Here is a 15,002-nt window from a genome sequence, read left to right on the forward strand (position 1 = left end):
AGTTTACGCCTCGCCCTGCGCGATTTCACGCAGTTTTGCCGAAGGGATAATATTAACCCCCTCCTGCGACGGAGCCAGCGCCTCTTTCAGCATCGCCTGCGCCACGTCCCGCGCTTCGATAGACTTCCAGTTGCCCGGCAGAATGCGAAACAGCGGCGCGAAAAATGACTCGTTAAAACGCCGTTCGTCGCGGTGGCCCATCAGCATGGAAGGCCGGACAATTGTCAGGCGCTCCCACTTCTGCGCAATCAGCGCCTCTTCCATTTTGCCCTTCACCTTGTTGTAGAAAAACGGCGAGCTGGCGTTTGCCCCGTGGGCGCTGACCACGAGGAAATGCTTTGCACCCAGCTTTTTCGCCGTCAGGGCGGTATCCACCACCAGCGTGTAATCCGCATGGACGAACGCTTCCTTTGTGCCCGCTTCCCGCCGGGTGGTGCCAAGGCAGCAAAAAGCGATATCAATGGGATCCTGCACCTGCGCCAGCGCGTCGGTGAGCTGCGGATCGTGCGGGTTATAGACGCCGGTGATATCCAACAGCGGGCGGCGCGTCGGGGCGGCAATATAGTTGATATGCCGGTCCTGGATCAGCAGCCGCAGCAGATGTCCACCCACCAGCCCGGTTGCGCCGGTAATCAGTACCTGACTCATCTTATCCCCTTTACAGAATTGTCCGTTTGCGATCTGGGCCTGCTCTACCACACTTAAAAGTCTGTTACCGGTAAGTATTTACCACAAACGGGAAAAAAACAGTCTGAAGCGAAAACAACGGAGGAAGCATGGGTAAAAAAATCGCAGTCTTGATTACCGACGAGTTTGAAGATTCAGAATTTACGTCGCCAGCAGAGGCATTCCGCAAGGCAGGCCACGAGGTCATCACCATTGAGAAAGAAGCGGGTAAAACCGTGAAGGGCCACAAGGGCGAAGCCAGCGTGACCATCGACGAGTCCATCGATAACGTCAGCCCGTCAGATTTCGACGCCCTGCTGTTACCGGGCGGCCATTCACCGGATTCCCTGCGCGGGGACGAGCGTTTCGTCACCTTTACCCGTGACTTCGTCGGCACCGGCAAGCCGGTCTTTGCCATCTGCCACGGCCCGCAGCTGCTGATCAGCGCAGAGGTGGTGCGCGGGCGTAAGCTCACCGCGGTGAAGCCTATCGTTATCGATCTGAAAAACGCCGGCGCCGAGTTTTACGATCAGGAAGTGGTGAACGACAATGACCAGCTGATCACCAGCCGTACGCCGGACGATCTTCCGGCGTTTAACCGCGAAGCGCTACGCCTGCTCGGCGCGTAGCCAGTGAAGCTTCTTGCCAAAGCCCAGGGTGTTGTCGGTAAATTTCAGCTCATCAAGGCGGATTTCCCACACCGGGGCTTTTAGCGCAGCGGCAACCGGGAAGCGGCGCGTGTAGCGTTTACGCTGCGCGTCGCTTTCTTCACCTTCCAGACGACGAATTTCGCCTTTGAACTGCACCCCGCGGATCAGCGCGACGGTTTTGGGCTGGCCGTTGACCGTGCCCGCCACTTTCGCCTGTTGGCCCGTCATCCGGGCATGCCGCGTTTTGTCTTCACTCATCACGTAAAAGGCCACGCGCTCAGGATCGTAGTAATAGAACGCGTTCGCGCACCACATCTCCTCGTCTTTACAGACGCACCAGGTCACGACGTGCTGCTTTGCCAGCCAGCGGTTAATGACGTCCAGTGTTTCCATTTTCGCTCTCTCTCATGCTATGGTGCGTTCACCTTAACATACTGAATCCGTTTACCGTGTGCTGGTTTCTCTATCTTGTCCGAACCGCTGATAACGCTCTCTACACCGGGATCACTACCGACGTGGCGCGGCGCTTTTTGCAGCATCAAACGGGAAAAGGGGCGAAAGCCCTGCGGGGGAAAGGGGAATTGCAGCTGGCTTTTTCAGCCCCTGTCGGCGAGAGATCCCTCGCGCTCAGGCTGGAGTACCGCATTAAGCAGCTGACGAAGCGCCAGAAAGAGCGCCTCGTTACCGGAGACGGCTCTTTTGAGGCGCTGCGCGCGAGCCTGATTAAAAGCGATTGAAGTGGTCGTGGTATTCCACCAGACCGTTCACGCCGTCCAGCGCATCGTCCGCCAGAGGATGCACCAGGAACGACGTTTCCGTGCCCGGCCAGTGGCAGCGCAGATCGTATTTAGCCGCAGGCTCAAAGCCTAAACGTTCGTAGAAGGCCGGATCGCCCAGAACGACGACGGCGGCATAGCCAAATTCATTCAGTGAATCCAGCCCTTCATAGACCAGCTGGCGCGCCAGACCCTGACCACGGTAGTTTTCGTCCACCGCCAGCGGCGCCATGCCGACCCACTGTAACTCTTCGCCCTGCACAATCACCGGACTGAACGCCACGTAGCCGACCACCTGCCCCTCATCGTCGGTGGCAACCAGACCCAGCGTAATCAGGCCATCTTCGCGGAGATCGTGTACCAGCTGGGCTTCGGCGTCGCCTGCAAAAGAGCGGCGTAACAACGCATCGATACCCGGTGCATCAATCCCAATTTCGACTCGAATCAGCATGGTTCACCTACTGAAGTGTGTTTACCGTCGGGCGGGGTTTTCAGCCCGGCCTCAACGAAATCTGCCATTTGCATCAGCATCATACGCAGCGCTTTCGGCATCTGCTCCAGCTCAATGGCATCCATTAAATTCTTCACGTACAGACCGAGCTCCGTGTCGCCTTCAATCACCAGACGACGCTGGAAGAACAGCGTATCAGGATCCTGCTTGCGCGCGGCGATCATCAGCAGATCGCTGGCATCCGCGCTGAAGCTGACATCCGCCTCGGCGGACTCACGTACGATCAGCCGATCGTTCTCAACGGACGTAAACCAGCGCAACCCGATATCGCGCACTTCAATCTTTAGCCAGCGGCCTTCCAGAAACTCCAGCTCGCCGTCCTGTAGCGCCTGGCGGAACTGCCAGCTCAGCACCTGTTCCAGTAACTGGCGCTTAAGCGCGAATGGCGCCAGCTTGACCGGCACGCTCAGCATTGATGGGCCAAATTGTACGAGACGTGAACGCAGTTTATCCAGCACGAGCTTTACTCCCTGATAGCTATAATCCTGCTATTTTGCCATATCCCGGCAAGAAGATAGCGGCGTAAATCAACAAACCGTTGTCCGGTATACCTCATTATTGGTGCCATCAATACGCCATTAGCTGCCTTAAATCAAAAATTGTCGCGTATGGGTTAATTAAAATCCCAGCTCGTTAACATTTTTTACGATCCCTGCGATCGACAACATCGGGATAAATTATGGAGCTGCTCTGCCCTGCCGGAAACCTTCCGGCGCTTAAGGCGGCCATCGAAAATGGGGCCGATGCGGTCTATATCGGGCTGAAGGATGATACCAACGCCCGCCATTTTGCGGGTCTTAACTTTACGGAGAAAAAGCTTCAGGAAGCCGTCAACTTCGTTCACCAGCACCGCCGTAAGCTGCACATCGCCATCAATACCTTTGCCCATCCTGATGGCTATGCCCGCTGGCAGCGCGCCGTGGATATGGCAGCCCAGCTGGGCGCCGACGCGCTGATCCTGGCCGACCTCGCCATGCTTGAGTATGCGGCAGAACGTTATCCGCATATTGAGCGCCACGTCTCTGTTCAGGCATCGGCCACCAATGAAGAGGCCGTGCGTTTTTATCATCAACACTTTGACGTGGCCCGCGTGGTGCTGCCGCGCGTGCTCTCTATTCATCAGGTTAAGCAGCTGGCGCGCGTCACGCCAGTACCGCTGGAGGTTTTTGCCTTCGGCAGCCTGTGCATCATGGCGGAAGGCCGCTGCTATCTTTCTTCCTATCTCACCGGGGAATCGCCTAATACCGTCGGCGCCTGCTCACCTGCCCGCTTCGTTCGCTGGCAGCAGACGCCGCAGGGTCTGGAGTCGCGCCTGAACGATGTGTTAATCGACCGCTATCAGGACGGTGAAAATGCGGGCTACCCGACGCTGTGTAAAGGCCGCTATCTGGTGGACGGCGAACGCTATCACGCGCTGGAAGAGCCCACCAGCCTGAACACGCTGGAGCTGCTGCCGGAACTGCTGGCCGCCAATATTGCCTCGGTGAAAATCGAAGGCCGCCAGCGTAGCCCGGCCTACGTGAGCCAGGTGGCGAAGGTGTGGCGTCAGGCCATCGACCGCTGCATGGCAGACCCGCAGAACTACGCACCCCAGGCGGCCTGGATGGAGACGCTCGGCGCAATGTCCGAAGGCACGCAAACCACGCTCGGCGCGTATCACCGTAAATGGCAGTGAGATATCCATGAAATATTCATTAGGGCCGGTGCTTTACTACTGGCCAAAAGAGACGCTGGAAGATTTTTACCAGCAGGCGGCTAACAGCAGCGCCGATGTGATTTACCTCGGTGAAGCGGTGTGCAGCAAGCGCCGCGCCACCAAAGTGAGCGACTGGCTGGAGATGGCGAAAAGCCTCGCCGGCAGCGGTAAGCAGGTGGTGCTCTCGACGCTGGCGTTGGTACAGGCGTCCTCTGAACTGGGCGAGCTGAAACGCTACGTGGAGAACGGCGAGTTTCTGCTGGAGGCGAGCGACCTGGGCGTGGTGAACATGTGCGCCGAACGTAAGCTGCCGTTTGTCGCCGGGCATGCGCTGAACTGCTATAACGCGGTGACCCTGCGCCTGCTGCTTAAACAGGGAATGACCCGCTGGTGTATGCCGGTGGAGCTCTCCCGCGACTGGCTGGCTAACCTGCTCACTCAGTGTGAAGAACTGGGCATTCGCAACAAGTTTGAAGTGGAAGTGCTGAGCTACGGCCACCTGCCTCTGGCTTACTCTGCCCGCTGCTTCACCGCGCGCTCGGAAGATCGTCCAAAAGACGAATGCGAAACCTGCTGTACTAAGTACCCGAACGGGCGCAGCATGCTGTCGCAGGAGAACCAGCAGGTGTTTATTCTGAACGGCATTCAGACCATGAGCGGTTACGTCTATAACCTCGGCAACGAGCTGGCGTCGATGGACGGACTGGTGGACGTGGTGCGCCTTTCGCCGCTCGATACCGGCGTGTTCGCGATGCTGGACGCCTTCCGCGCCAATGAAAACGGCGCGTCGCCGCTGCCGCTTGTGGCAAACAGCGACTGTAATGGCTACTGGAAACGCCTCGCCGGCCTGGAGCTTCAGGCGTAAAAAAGGCTCACTTTGTTAACAACGGTTAGTAAACTTTAATGCAGTATTAAAGATTCACCGTCGACAAAGTGAGCTGTTATGACTGATAAAACCCTTCCGTTTTCGGTGCTGGATCTGGCGCCGATCCCACAAGGCTCCTCGGCAAGAGAAGCCTTCACGCACTCTCTCGATCTCGCTCAGCAGGCCGAAAAGCGGGGCTATCACCGCTACTGGCTGGCGGAGCACCACAACATGGTCGGCATCGCCAGCGCCGCCACCTCGGTGCTGATTGGCTATCTGGCAGCGAATACCACCACTCTGCACCTTGGCTCCGGTGGCGTGATGCTGCCGAACCACGCCCCGCTGGTGATTGCCGAGCAGTTCGGGACGCTGAACACCCTCTATCCAGGCCGTATTGATTTAGGCCTTGGCCGCGCGCCGGGCAGCGACCAGCCAACCATGCGCGCCCTGCGTCGCCACATGAGCGGCGATATCGATAACTTCCCGCGCGACGTGGCGGAGCTGGTGGACTGGTTCGACGCACGGGATCCGAACCCGCACGTGCGTCCGGTGCCGGGCTACGGGGAAAAGATCCCCGTGTGGCTGTTAGGTTCAAGCCTGTACAGCGCGCAGCTCGCCGCCCAGCTGGGGCTGCCGTTCGCCTTCGCTTCCCACTTCGCACCGGATATGCTGCATCAGGCGCTACATCTCTACCGTACGAATTTCAAACCGTCTGAACGTCTGGAGAAGCCGTACGCGATGGTGTGTATCAATATCGTTGCCGCCGACAGCAATCGCGACGCGGAATTCCTGTTTACCTCTATGCAGCAGGCGTTTGTGAAGCTGCGCCGCGGCGAGACGGGCCAGTTGCCGCCGCCGGTGGAAAATATGCATCAGCTGTGGTCGGCCTCCGAGCAGTATGGCGTGCAGCAGGCGCTGAGCATGTCGCTGGTGGGTGACAAGGCAAAAGTGCGTCACGGGCTGGAAGCAGTGCTTCGGGAAACGCAGGCGGATGAGATTATGGTTAACGGCCAGATTTTCGATCACCAGGCGCGTTTGCATTCGTTTGACCTGGCGATGCAGGTGAAAGAAGAATTGGTGGGGTAGTTCTTTGCCGGATGGCGGCTTCGCCTTATCCGGCCTACGCCATCCCTGTAGGCCCGGTAAGCGTAGCGCCACCGGGCTTTGTGTTTACTGGTACACAGGCAACAGGTTAAAGCTCGACAGCACGTGCACCACCGCGTTACCCACCCCAAAGACCAGGATCAGCGCAATCATCGGTTTACCGCCCCAGACGCGGAATTTAGGGCTGCCGAAGCGTTTACGTGATTTACGTGCCAGCAGCGCCGGCACAATCGCCGCCCAGATGGTGGCCGCCAGTCCGGCATAGCCGATGGCATACAGGAACCCGTTCGGCCACAGCAGGCCGCCGACAATCGGTGGCAGGAAGGTCAGCAGCGCGGTTTTGAAGCGCCCCATCGCAGAATCATCAAAGCCGAACAGATCCGCCAGGTAGTCAAACAGGCCCAGCGTCACGCCGAGGAATGAGCTCGCCACGGCAAAGTTGGAGAAGACCACCAGCAGCAGATCCAGGCTGCGGCTGTTCAGCACACCGCTCAGGGCCTGCACCAGCACGTCGATGTTACCGCCCTTCTGCGCAATGCCGATAAATTCCGGACGCGGGATGTTGCCCATCGTCCCCAGCAGCCAAATCACGTACAGCCCCAGCGCCAGCAGCGTGCCGTAAATCAGGCATTTCACGATTGTGCGCGGATCTTTGCCGTAGTACTTCATCAGGCTCGGCACGTTGCCGTGGTAGCCGAACGACGCCAGACAGAACGGCAGGGTCATCAGCAGATACGGCGTGTAGGAGGTGTTCACTTCCGCGACGTTAAACAGCGTGGCGGGCGTGACGTGCCCCAGCAGGCTGCCGAAGGTCAGGAAGAAGGTGATGACCTTGGCGCCCAGCACGATCGCCGTCATGCGGCTCACCGCTTTGGTGCTCATCCAGACGATAAACGCCACGCCCAGCGCAAAGCACAGCCCCGCCAGACGCGCCGGAACGTTCAGCGACATCTCCGAAAAGGTGTGATGCAAAATCGACCCGCTCGCCGAAATGTACGCATAGGTCAGAATGTAGAGCACAAACGCGATAGACAGGCCGTTCACCAGGTTCCAGCCTTTGCCCAGCAGATCCCGGGTGATGGTGTCAAAGCTGGAGCCGATGCGGTAGTTGAGGTTGGCCTCAAGGATCATCAGCCCGGAATGGAGCATACAGAACCAGGTGAAGACCAGCGCCGCCAGCGACCAGAAAAACCACGCACCGGACATGACCACAGGCAGGGAAAACATCCCGGCACCAATGATGGTTCCGCCGATGATCACCACGCCGCCAAGCAGCGAAGGTGACGTTTGGGTGGTGGTTAGTGTTGCCATACGGCCTTTTCTCCAGTGAAAAATGTGGTTCTGCATGTTAGCGTGTTGCACTGTACCAGTACAAGAGTACAAAAGAAATAAAAAAAGCCCCGATAGCAACTATCGGGGCTGTATATTTTACTTTACGTCAGAAGCGAAAGGCTTACGCGTCACCGAAACGACGACGGCTGGCGCCTTCTTCACGGCGTGGACCACGGTTCTCACGGCGCTCGCCGGAGAAACGACGGCCTTCACCACCGCGACCTTCGCTGCGACCGCCTTCACGACGCTCGCCACCGAAACCGCGACCACCGCCGCGACGTTCGCCGCCGCGGTCAGGACGTGGCTGTGCATCGCCCAGCAGCTGCATGTTCATCGGCTTGTTCAGGATGCGGGTGCGAGTAAAGTGTTGCAGTACTTCGCCCGGCATGCCTTTTGGCAGCTCGATGGTGGAGTGGGTACCGAACAGCTTGATGTTACCAATGTAACGGCTGCTGATGTCGCCTTCGTTCGCGATTGCGCCAACGATGTGACGAACTTCAACACCATCATCACGGCCCACTTCAATGCGATACAGTTCCATGTCGCCTGCGTCACGACGCTCGCGACGTGGACGGTCTTCACCACCACGCTCTGGACGGTCACCGCGCGGACCACGGTCGTTACGGTCGCCACGACGTTCGAAACGATCGTCACGGTCACGGAACTCACGCTTAGGACGCATCGGTGCATCTGGCGGCACGATCAGGCTACGTTCGCCCTGCGCCATTTTCAGCAGTGCTGCGGCCAGGGTTTCCATATCCAGCTCTTCGCCTTCAGCGACAGGCTGGATCTGCGACAGCAGCGCACGGTACTGATCCAGATCGCTGCTTTCCAGCTGCTGCTGTACTTTGGCGGCGAATTTTTCCAGGCGGCGTTTGCCCAGCAGTTCTGCGTTTGGCAGCTCAGCTTCTGGAATGGTCAGCTTCATGGTGCGTTCGATGTTACGCAGCAGACGACGCTCGCGGTTCTCAACGAACAGCAGCGCACGGCCTGCACGACCCGCACGACCGGTACGACCGATGCGGTGAACGTAAGACTCGGAGTCCATTGGGATATCGTAGTTTACAACCAGGCTGATACGCTCAACGTCCAGACCACGTGCTGCCACGTCGGTTGCAATCAGGATATCCAGACGACCGTCTTTCAGACGCTCCAGGGTCTGCTCGCGCAGGGCCTGGTTCATGTCGCCGTTCAGCGCGGCGCTGTTGTAGCCGCTACGCTCCAGGGCTTCAGCCACTTCCAGGGTCGCGTTTTTGGTACGCACGAAGATAATCGCCGCATCAAAATCTTCCGCTTCCAGGAAACGCACCAGCGCTTCGTTTTTGCGCATGCCGTATACAGACCAGTAGCTCTGGCTGATGTCCGGGCGAGTGGTCACGCTGGACTGAATGCGCACTTCCTGCGGCTCTTTCATGAAGCGGCGGGTAATGCGACGGATCGCTTCTGGCATGGTTGCAGAGAACAGAGCGGTCTGATGACCTTCCGGGATCTGCGCCATGATGGTTTCTACGTCTTCGATGAAGCCCATACGCAGCATTTCATCGGCTTCATCCAGTACCAGACCGCTCAGCTTAGAGAGGTCCAGCGTACCGCGCTTCAGGTGATCCAGCAGACGGCCCGGCGTACCGACAACGATCTGTGGGCCCTGGCGCAGGGCGCGTAACTGCACGTCATAACGCTGGCCGCCGTACAGGGCTACCACGTTTACGCCGCGCATATGTTTAGAGAATTCCGTCATTGCTTCAGCAACCTGAACAGCCAGTTCACGGGTTGGAGCCAGGACGAGGATCTGCGGTGCACGCAGGTCCGGATCAATGTTGTTCAGCAGCGGCAGCGAGAATGCTGCGGTTTTACCGCTACCAGTCTGGGCCATGCCCAGCACGTCACGACCAGAAAGCAGGTGTGGGATACACTCAGCCTGGATCGGAGATGGTTTTTCGTAACCCAGATCGTTAAGGGCTTCAAGGATAGGAGCCTTCAGGCCCAGATCTGCAAAAGTGGTTTCGAATTCAGCCATGTAGTACAAGTGCCTCGATATTAATGGCGGCCAGTCTACTTAGCTCATCGTGAAAATGATTAGCAATTTTCATTGAAAAGTGTGAACCGGCTCAAATTAGGTGTATTGACGAACAACAACGCCCTCACCAGTGAAGGTGATGGCAATCAAAAAGATTACGGGCTGATGTTTATGTCGTCAGCTATTGCTGGTCCGATTCTGCCAGGTCGTCTTGCTCCTGGCCCAAGAGCGATAATTCCAACAATGCATAACGGTGCTCAACGAAGTTATGTACGTTGTTAGCAACCGCTAATTTGAACAGTGCCGTAGCGCTGTCCATATCCCCCAGACTTAGGTAGTACTTACCTAAATAGAAGTTGGTTTCACTGAGATGCTCAGCGAGCGAGGTGTTATCCGTTGCGTCCGCCTTGAGGCGTTCCATCAGCGTTGCTTCGCTAATGTTGCCCAGGTAGAACTCGACAATGTTCCATCCCCACTGTTCCTTATCCGATTTCTCGAAGCGCTGTTGTAGTGCTTCTTTGGCCTGCTTCTCATCAAGCTTCTGCTCAACGATGTAAAGCCACAGGCTGCGGAAAGGATCATTAGGATCGTCTTGATAAAACGCCAGCAGATCATCTTGCGCTAACTTATCACGACCGCCGTAATACAATGCGATACCGCGATTCAAGTGCGCGTAGTTGTAAGTTGGATCAAGCTCAAGTACAGAATCAAACGCTTCATAGGCAGCATCAAAATTGCCTGCCTGCGTTAAATAAATGCCTAAGTAGTTGAATACTTCAGGCATATCAGGTCGAATCGCCAGCGCTTGTGAAAAATCATTTCGCGCCAGTGCCCTCAGACCGAGACTATCATACAACACTCCGCGCTCATATAAAAGCTGTGCGCGTTCGTCATCGGTTAAAGCCCGACTGGCAAGTATTTGTTCCATGCGTGCCAGAATCACTTCCTGCTGCAAAGTCGGTTGCAATGGCACTGCGAGGACTTCGCTCTTACGCCAGGCAGAGTTGCTGCATCCTGCCAGCGTTAAAGCTGTCGCAACGAAACACCAGCGCAAAAAAGGCTTCATTTCCCACTCCCGAAGACAACTATTGGATGAACGTCCTGTCCCCCGGCGGCTTAACAAGGCGTCCTGCCTGATAATAAGCCCTCCGCCAGCGCGGAGGGCAAAGGGCAACCTTACTCGCCTTGCTGTTCAGCAGCCGGAGCTTCCGGCGCCGCAGCAGGCTGAGACTGCTCGGTTGCTTCTTTAATGCTCAGACGGATACGGCCCTGGCGGTCAACTTCCAGAACTTTCACCGGTACTTCCTGACCCATTTGCAGGTAGTCGGTCACTTTCTCAACGCGCTTGTCAGCGATCTGAGAGATGTGAACCAGACCTTCTTTACCGCCGCCGATGGCAACGAATGCGCCAAAGTCAACGATACGGGTCACTTTACCTGCATAGATACGGCCCACTTCGATTTCTGCGGTGATCTCTTCGATGCGACGGATAGCGAATTTCGCTTTCTCGCCGTCGGTTGCTGCGATCTTCACAGTACCGTCATCTTCGATTTCGATGGTGGTGCCGGTCTCTTCGGTCAGCGCGCGGATAACAGAACCGCCCTTACCGATAACGTCTTTGATCTTGTCTGGATTGATCTTGATGGTGTGGATACGTGGCGCGAACTGAGAAATGTCGCCACGCGGCGCGTTAATCGCCTGTTCCATCACGCCCAGGATGTGCAGACGCGCACCTTTAGCCTGGTTCAGAGCAACCTGCATGATCTCTTTGGTGATACCTTCAATTTTGATATCCATCTGCAAGGCAGAGATACCGTCGCGGGAACCCGCCACTTTGAAGTCCATATCGCCCAGGTGGTCTTCGTCACCCAGAATGTCAGACAGAACAACGAAGTTGTCGCCTTCTTTCACCAGACCCATTGCGATACCCGCAACGGCGGCTTTGATTGGCACGCCTGCATCCATCAGCGCCAGAGAAGCACCGCACACGGAAGCCATGGAAGAAGAACCGTTGGATTCGGTGATTTCAGAAACCACGCGAACGGTGTACGGGAATTTGTCTGCTTCTGGCATCACTGCCAGCACGCCGCGCTTCGCCAGACGACCGTGACCAATTTCACGACGCTTCGGTGAGCCAACCATACCGGTCTCGCCCACAGAGTACGGAGGGAAGTTGTAGTGGAACAGGAAGCTGTCAGTGCGCTCGCCCATCAGTTCATCGATGATCTGTGCGTCACGTGCGGTACCCAGGGTCGCGGTTACCAGCGCCTGCGTTTCACCACGGGTGAACAGCGCAGAACCGTGAGTACGCGGCAGTACGCCAGTGCGCACGTCCAGACCACGAATCATGTCTTTTTCACGGCCATCGATACGCGGCTCGCCTGCCAGTACGCGGCTACGAACAACGTTTTTCTCGATAGCGTGCAGGATTTCGCCAATTTCGTTAGCGTCCAGCGTTTCGTCTTCGGCAACCAGGGTCGCGGTTACTTCAGATTTGATCGCGTCAACCTGAGCGTAACGCTCCTGTTTGTCGGTGATGCGGTACGCATCGCTCAGACGAGATTCTGCCAGTGCCGCAACGCGTGCGTTCAGCGCGTCGTTGGCCGCTTCTGGCTGCCAGTCCCAACGTGGTTTACCGGCTTCTTTCACCAGGTCGTTGATGTTCTGGATAACAACCTGCTGCTGCTCGTGACCGAACACCACAGCGCCCAGCATCTGGTCTTCGCTCAGCAGTTCAGCTTCGGATTCAACCATCAGCACCGCGGCTTCAGTACCGGCGACAACCAGGTCTAGCTTACTCTCTTTCAGCTCTTCCTGAGTTGGGTTCAGCACGTACTGGTCGTTAATGTAACCGACACGTGCGGCACCGATTGGGCCATTGAATGGAATACCAGACAGTGACAGGGCCGCAGAGGCACCGATCATCGCAACGATGTCCGGGTTAACCTGTGGGTTAACGGAAACAACGGTGGCGATAACCTGCACTTCGTTAACGAAGCCTTCCGGGAACAGCGGACGAACCGGGCGGTCAATCAGACGCGCAATCAGGGTTTCGCCTTCGCTTGGACGGCCTTCACGACGGAAGAAGCCACCCGGGATTTTACCGGCAGCGTAGGTACGCTCCTGGTAGTTAACGGTCAGCGGGAAGAAATCCTGACCTGGTTTAGCTTTTTTCTGGCCAACTACGGTAACGAATACCGCGGTGTCATCCATGCTTACCATAACGGCAGCAGTCGCCTGACGCGCCATCATGCCGGTTTCCAGCGTGACGGTATGTTGGCCATACTGGAATTTACGTACGATCGGATTCAGCAAAATTCTGTCCTTTCTCAAATGATTGTCAGCACACCTCAGGTGTGCTGACGATTTAACCCGACCTTCTTCGCATCCTCGCGACTAATGACAACCGACACCCCCCTGGGTGAAGCCTCTCATTAGCCGCGCGAACCTCTGCAATGAAGATCATTTATAGCAACAATACAATAGTTTCCATTGAATTGCTGCCGTCTGGTTGAAAAAAGGGGCCATCAGGCCCCCTTTTCTGAAACTCGCAAGAATTAGCGACGCAGACCCAGACGCTCGATCAGCGCGGTGTAGCGTGCAACATCTTTACGCTTCAGGTAGTCGAGCAGTTTACGACGCTGAGAAACCATGCGCAGCAGACCACGACGGCTGTGGTGATCTTTTTTGTGCTCTGCAAAGTGACCTTGCAGGTGGTTAATCTGTGCAGTCAGCAGTGCAACCTGAACTTCGGTAGAACCGCTGTCGTTAGTACCACGACCAAACTCAGAAACGATTTTAGCTTTAGCTTCAACGCTTAGAGACATTTTCAAACTCCAAAGTATAAAGAATGTAAGGATGCCGATCTCTAATTCAGCTATCCCATGTACGCCCCGCAAATTGTTAAACAATTTACCAGGCGTTAAGCGGCGATATTCTACTCGTCTCCCCTGCTTATCGCAAGGTGAGGCGTTATCACCGTCATGCTTCGACCGGATAGTCGACGACCAGACGACGCGGCGCCACGCGCCCTTCACCGTCCATTTCGCCCATTCCGATAAACTTGCCTTCATCACCTTCCGTCACGCGAACCAGGCCCTCAAGCGGCGCCCCCGTTGTGCGGACCGGGTTTCCGTTCTTAAAGTAAACGGACGATGTTAAAGGAAGATTAACAACCGGGAAGTCCACTGCCGGGCTGTCCATTGGCATCAACAGCGGATCCAGCAGATCTGCCGGCGCAATTCCCTGTGCTTCCGCCTGTTCAACCAGCGCGCGCAGATGCTCAAGCGTCACCATGCGTTCGACCGGATATTTGCTGACGGCCAGACGACGCAGATAAATCACGTGCGCGCCGCAGCCCAGCTTTTCACCGAGGTCGTCAATAATGGTGCGAATGTAGGTCCCTTTCGAACAGTGGACCTCCAGCTCCAGCTCGTCACCTTCGTGGCGAATGAACAGCAGCTCATACACGGTAATCGGGCGGGCCTCGCGCGGAACGTCAATGCCCTGGCGCGCATATTCGTAGAGCTTCTTGCCCTGATATTTCAGCGCCGAATACATCGACGGCACCTGCATCGTGTCACCACGGAAGCTCTCCAGCGCGGCTTCCAGCTGCTCTGCGCTGAAGGTTACCGGGCGCTCTTCCACCACCTGACCGTCTGCATCGGAGGTATCCGTGCGCTGGCCCAGTCTGGCAATCACGCGGTAGCGCTTATCGGAATCCAGCAAGTACTGGGAAAACTTTGTCGCTTCCCCCAGGCAGATTGGCAGCATACCGGTGGCCAGCGGATCCAGCGCGCCGGTGTGCCCCGCGCGGTTGGCGTTATAAATACGCTTCACTTTTTGCAGCACGTCGTTGCTGGATGCGCCCTGCGGTTTATCCAGCAACAGCACGCCATGCACGTCACGACCGCGACGACGAGGACGACTCATCAGTCCTCCTTGCTGTCGTCCGCCGGGTTAACACGACGCTCGTCGTCATGTTTCACCACGCTGGTCACCAGGTTGGACATACGCATACCTTCGACCAGCGAGTTGTCGTAGAAGAAGGTCAGCTCCGGCACGATACGCAGGCGCATCGCTTTGCCAAGCAGAGAGCGGATGAAACCAGAGGCTTCCTGCAACGCTTTAATGCCGTTCTTCACGGCGTCTTCATCCTGATCATTCAGGAACGTCACGAACACTTTGGCATACGCCAGGTCGCGGGACATTTCCACGCCAGACACGGTGGTCATCATTCCCACGCGTGGATCTTTGATTTCACGTTGCAGAATGAGAGCGATCTCTTTCTGCATCTCCTGCGCGACGCGCTGAGGGCGACCAAATTCTTTCGCCATAATAAATTCTCCAGACAAAAAAGGGGCTTAAGCCCCTTTTTAAAATTAT

General features: G+C 56.6%; 17 protein-coding genes. 5 read left to right on the forward strand and 12 right to left on the reverse strand.

All coding sequences use genetic code 11. The annotated features are described in order from the left end of the window. Positions 1-3: 3 nt before the first annotated feature. Complete coding sequence (locus DBR02_RS07510; RefSeq protein ID WP_139158020.1) at positions 4-648, reverse strand: NAD(P)H-binding protein; 645 nt, start codon at positions 646-648, stop codon at positions 4-6. A gap of 128 nt (positions 649-776) precedes the next feature. Here DBR02_RS07510 and DBR02_RS07515 point away from each other — a divergent pair, with 128 nt between their 5' ends. Then, a complete protein-coding gene (locus tag DBR02_RS07515; RefSeq protein ID WP_028014537.1) occupies positions 777-1,295 on the forward strand; it encodes a type 1 glutamine amidotransferase domain-containing protein in 519 nt (172 codons plus the stop codon). On the opposite strand, the gene DBR02_RS07520 is transcribed toward DBR02_RS07515, so the two are convergent. Continuing rightward, positions 1,275-1,709: a YhbP family protein gene (locus DBR02_RS07520; protein WP_063451060.1), complete on the reverse strand. Its 435-nt coding sequence runs from the start codon at positions 1,707-1,709 to the stop codon at positions 1,275-1,277. The genes DBR02_RS07515 and DBR02_RS07520 overlap by 21 nt on opposite strands. Before the next feature lie 14 nt (positions 1,710-1,723). Here DBR02_RS07520 and DBR02_RS07525 point away from each other — a divergent pair, with 14 nt between their 5' ends. Then, positions 1,724-2,053, forward strand: a complete 330-nt coding sequence (locus DBR02_RS07525) for a GIY-YIG nuclease family protein (RefSeq protein WP_107533965.1) — start codon at positions 1,724-1,726, stop codon at positions 2,051-2,053. On the opposite strand, the gene DBR02_RS07530 is transcribed toward DBR02_RS07525, so the two are convergent. Then, positions 2,040-2,543, reverse strand: coding sequence for a GNAT family N-acetyltransferase (locus tag DBR02_RS07530; protein ID WP_064909991.1), 504 nt, complete (start codon positions 2,541-2,543; stop codon positions 2,040-2,042). The two genes, DBR02_RS07525 and DBR02_RS07530, sit on opposite strands and share 14 nt — an antisense overlap. Further along, a complete protein-coding gene (gene ubiT, locus DBR02_RS07535; RefSeq protein ID WP_107533966.1) occupies positions 2,537-3,061 on the reverse strand; it encodes a ubiquinone anaerobic biosynthesis accessory factor UbiT in 525 nt (174 codons plus the stop codon). The genes DBR02_RS07530 and ubiT overlap by 7 nt, the downstream gene beginning before the upstream one ends. A gap of 221 nt (positions 3,062-3,282) precedes the next feature. Between ubiT and ubiU the strand changes: the two genes are divergently transcribed. The 3 genes from ubiU (at position 3,283) to DBR02_RS07550 (ending at position 6,250) form a co-directional block, all read left to right on the forward strand. Then, the gene (gene ubiU / locus DBR02_RS07540; protein ID WP_063451056.1) at positions 3,283-4,278 is read left to right on the forward strand and encodes a ubiquinone anaerobic biosynthesis protein UbiU; all 996 of its coding nucleotides are present in this window, start codon (positions 3,283-3,285) and stop codon (positions 4,276-4,278) included. Between the two features lie 7 nt (positions 4,279-4,285). After that, entirely contained in the window at positions 4,286-5,164 is an 879-nt protein-coding gene (locus tag DBR02_RS07545) for a U32 family peptidase (RefSeq protein WP_107533967.1), read from the forward strand. Between the two features lie 78 nt (positions 5,165-5,242). Next, on the forward strand, positions 5,243-6,250 hold the full coding sequence (locus DBR02_RS07550) for a luciferase-like monooxygenase (protein ID WP_107533968.1): 1,008 nt from the start codon (positions 5,243-5,245) through the stop codon (positions 6,248-6,250). An 84-nt stretch (positions 6,251-6,334) separates the two neighbouring features. Here the strand turns inward: DBR02_RS07550 and mtr are convergent, their stop codons facing one another. From mtr to rbfA, 8 genes are all read right to left on the reverse strand, one after another. Continuing rightward, positions 6,335-7,579 carry a tryptophan permease gene (mtr, locus tag DBR02_RS07555; RefSeq protein WP_064909999.1) on the reverse strand — a complete coding sequence of 415 codons (1,245 nt, stop codon included), beginning with the start codon at positions 7,577-7,579 and terminating at the stop codon, positions 6,335-6,337. Positions 7,580-7,721: 142 nt separating this feature from the next. Continuing rightward, positions 7,722-9,617: a DEAD/DEAH family ATP-dependent RNA helicase gene (locus tag DBR02_RS07560; RefSeq protein ID WP_063451052.1), complete on the reverse strand. Its 1,896-nt coding sequence runs from the start codon at positions 9,615-9,617 to the stop codon at positions 7,722-7,724. After that, entirely contained in the window at positions 9,610-9,690 is an 81-nt protein-coding gene (gene yrbN / locus DBR02_RS07565; protein ID WP_097397692.1) for a protein YrbN, read from the reverse strand. Before yrbN ends, DBR02_RS07560 begins: the two co-directional genes overlap by 8 nt. Positions 9,691-9,798: 108 nt before the next feature. After that, positions 9,799-10,683, reverse strand: coding sequence for a lipoprotein NlpI (nlpI, locus tag DBR02_RS07570; protein ID WP_063451051.1), 885 nt, complete (start codon positions 10,681-10,683; stop codon positions 9,799-9,801). Positions 10,684-10,793: 110 nt separating this feature from the next. After that, on the reverse strand, positions 10,794-12,932 hold the full coding sequence (pnp, locus tag DBR02_RS07575) for a polyribonucleotide nucleotidyltransferase (protein WP_063451050.1): 2,139 nt from the start codon (positions 12,930-12,932) through the stop codon (positions 10,794-10,796). A 242-nt stretch (positions 12,933-13,174) separates the two neighbouring features. Then, the gene (rpsO, locus tag DBR02_RS07580) at positions 13,175-13,444 is read right to left on the reverse strand and encodes a 30S ribosomal protein S15 (protein WP_003861789.1); all 270 of its coding nucleotides are present in this window, start codon (positions 13,442-13,444) and stop codon (positions 13,175-13,177) included. A gap of 154 nt (positions 13,445-13,598) precedes the next feature. After that, a complete protein-coding gene (truB, locus tag DBR02_RS07585; RefSeq protein WP_107533969.1) occupies positions 13,599-14,549 on the reverse strand; it encodes a tRNA pseudouridine(55) synthase TruB in 951 nt (316 codons plus the stop codon). Next, the gene (gene rbfA, locus DBR02_RS07590) at positions 14,549-14,953 is read right to left on the reverse strand and encodes a 30S ribosome-binding factor RbfA (RefSeq protein WP_003861793.1); all 405 of its coding nucleotides are present in this window, start codon (positions 14,951-14,953) and stop codon (positions 14,549-14,551) included. The genes truB and rbfA overlap by 1 nt, the downstream gene beginning before the upstream one ends. Positions 14,954-15,002: the final 49 nt, after the last annotated feature.

Source organism: Enterobacter cloacae complex sp., assembly GCF_900322725.1.
GTDB lineage: Bacteria > Pseudomonadota > Gammaproteobacteria > Enterobacterales > Enterobacteriaceae > Enterobacter > Enterobacter quasihormaechei.

Excerpts from the sequence above, each read along its gene's own strand:
- DBR02_RS07510 (WP_139158020.1), bottom strand. The coding sequence starts at position 648 with ATGAGTCAGGTACTGATTACCGGCGCAACCGGGCTGGTGGGTGGACAT.
- DBR02_RS07525 (WP_107533965.1), top strand. The coding sequence starts at position 1,724 with ATGCTATGGTGCGTTCACCTTAACATACTGAATCCGTTTACCGTGTGC.
- yrbN (WP_097397692.1), bottom strand. The coding sequence starts at position 9,690 with ATGAAAATTGCTAATCATTTTCACGATGAGCTAAGTAGACTGGCCGCC.
- rbfA (WP_003861793.1), bottom strand. The coding sequence starts at position 14,953 with ATGGCGAAAGAATTTGGTCGCCCTCAGCGCGTCGCGCAGGAGATGCAG.
- DBR02_RS07520 (WP_063451060.1), bottom strand. The coding sequence starts at position 1,709 with ATGGAAACACTGGACGTCATTAACCGCTGGCTGGCAAAGCAGCACGTC.
- rpsO (WP_003861789.1), bottom strand. The coding sequence starts at position 13,444 with ATGTCTCTAAGCGTTGAAGCTAAAGCTAAAATCGTTTCTGAGTTTGGT.
- nlpI (WP_063451051.1), bottom strand. The coding sequence starts at position 10,683 with ATGAAGCCTTTTTTGCGCTGGTGTTTCGTTGCGACAGCTTTAACGCTG.
- ubiU (WP_063451056.1), top strand. The coding sequence starts at position 3,283 with ATGGAGCTGCTCTGCCCTGCCGGAAACCTTCCGGCGCTTAAGGCGGCC.
- DBR02_RS07530 (WP_064909991.1), bottom strand. The coding sequence starts at position 2,543 with ATGCTGATTCGAGTCGAAATTGGGATTGATGCACCGGGTATCGATGCG.
- DBR02_RS07550 (WP_107533968.1), top strand. The coding sequence starts at position 5,243 with ATGACTGATAAAACCCTTCCGTTTTCGGTGCTGGATCTGGCGCCGATC.
- DBR02_RS07515 (WP_028014537.1), top strand. The coding sequence starts at position 777 with ATGGGTAAAAAAATCGCAGTCTTGATTACCGACGAGTTTGAAGATTCA.
- truB (WP_107533969.1), bottom strand. The coding sequence starts at position 14,549 with ATGAGTCGTCCTCGTCGTCGCGGTCGTGACGTGCATGGCGTGCTGTTG.
- DBR02_RS07560 (WP_063451052.1), bottom strand. The coding sequence starts at position 9,617 with ATGGCTGAATTCGAAACCACTTTTGCAGATCTGGGCCTGAAGGCTCCT.
- mtr (WP_064909999.1), bottom strand. The coding sequence starts at position 7,579 with ATGGCAACACTAACCACCACCCAAACGTCACCTTCGCTGCTTGGCGGC.
- DBR02_RS07545 (WP_107533967.1), top strand. The coding sequence starts at position 4,286 with ATGAAATATTCATTAGGGCCGGTGCTTTACTACTGGCCAAAAGAGACG.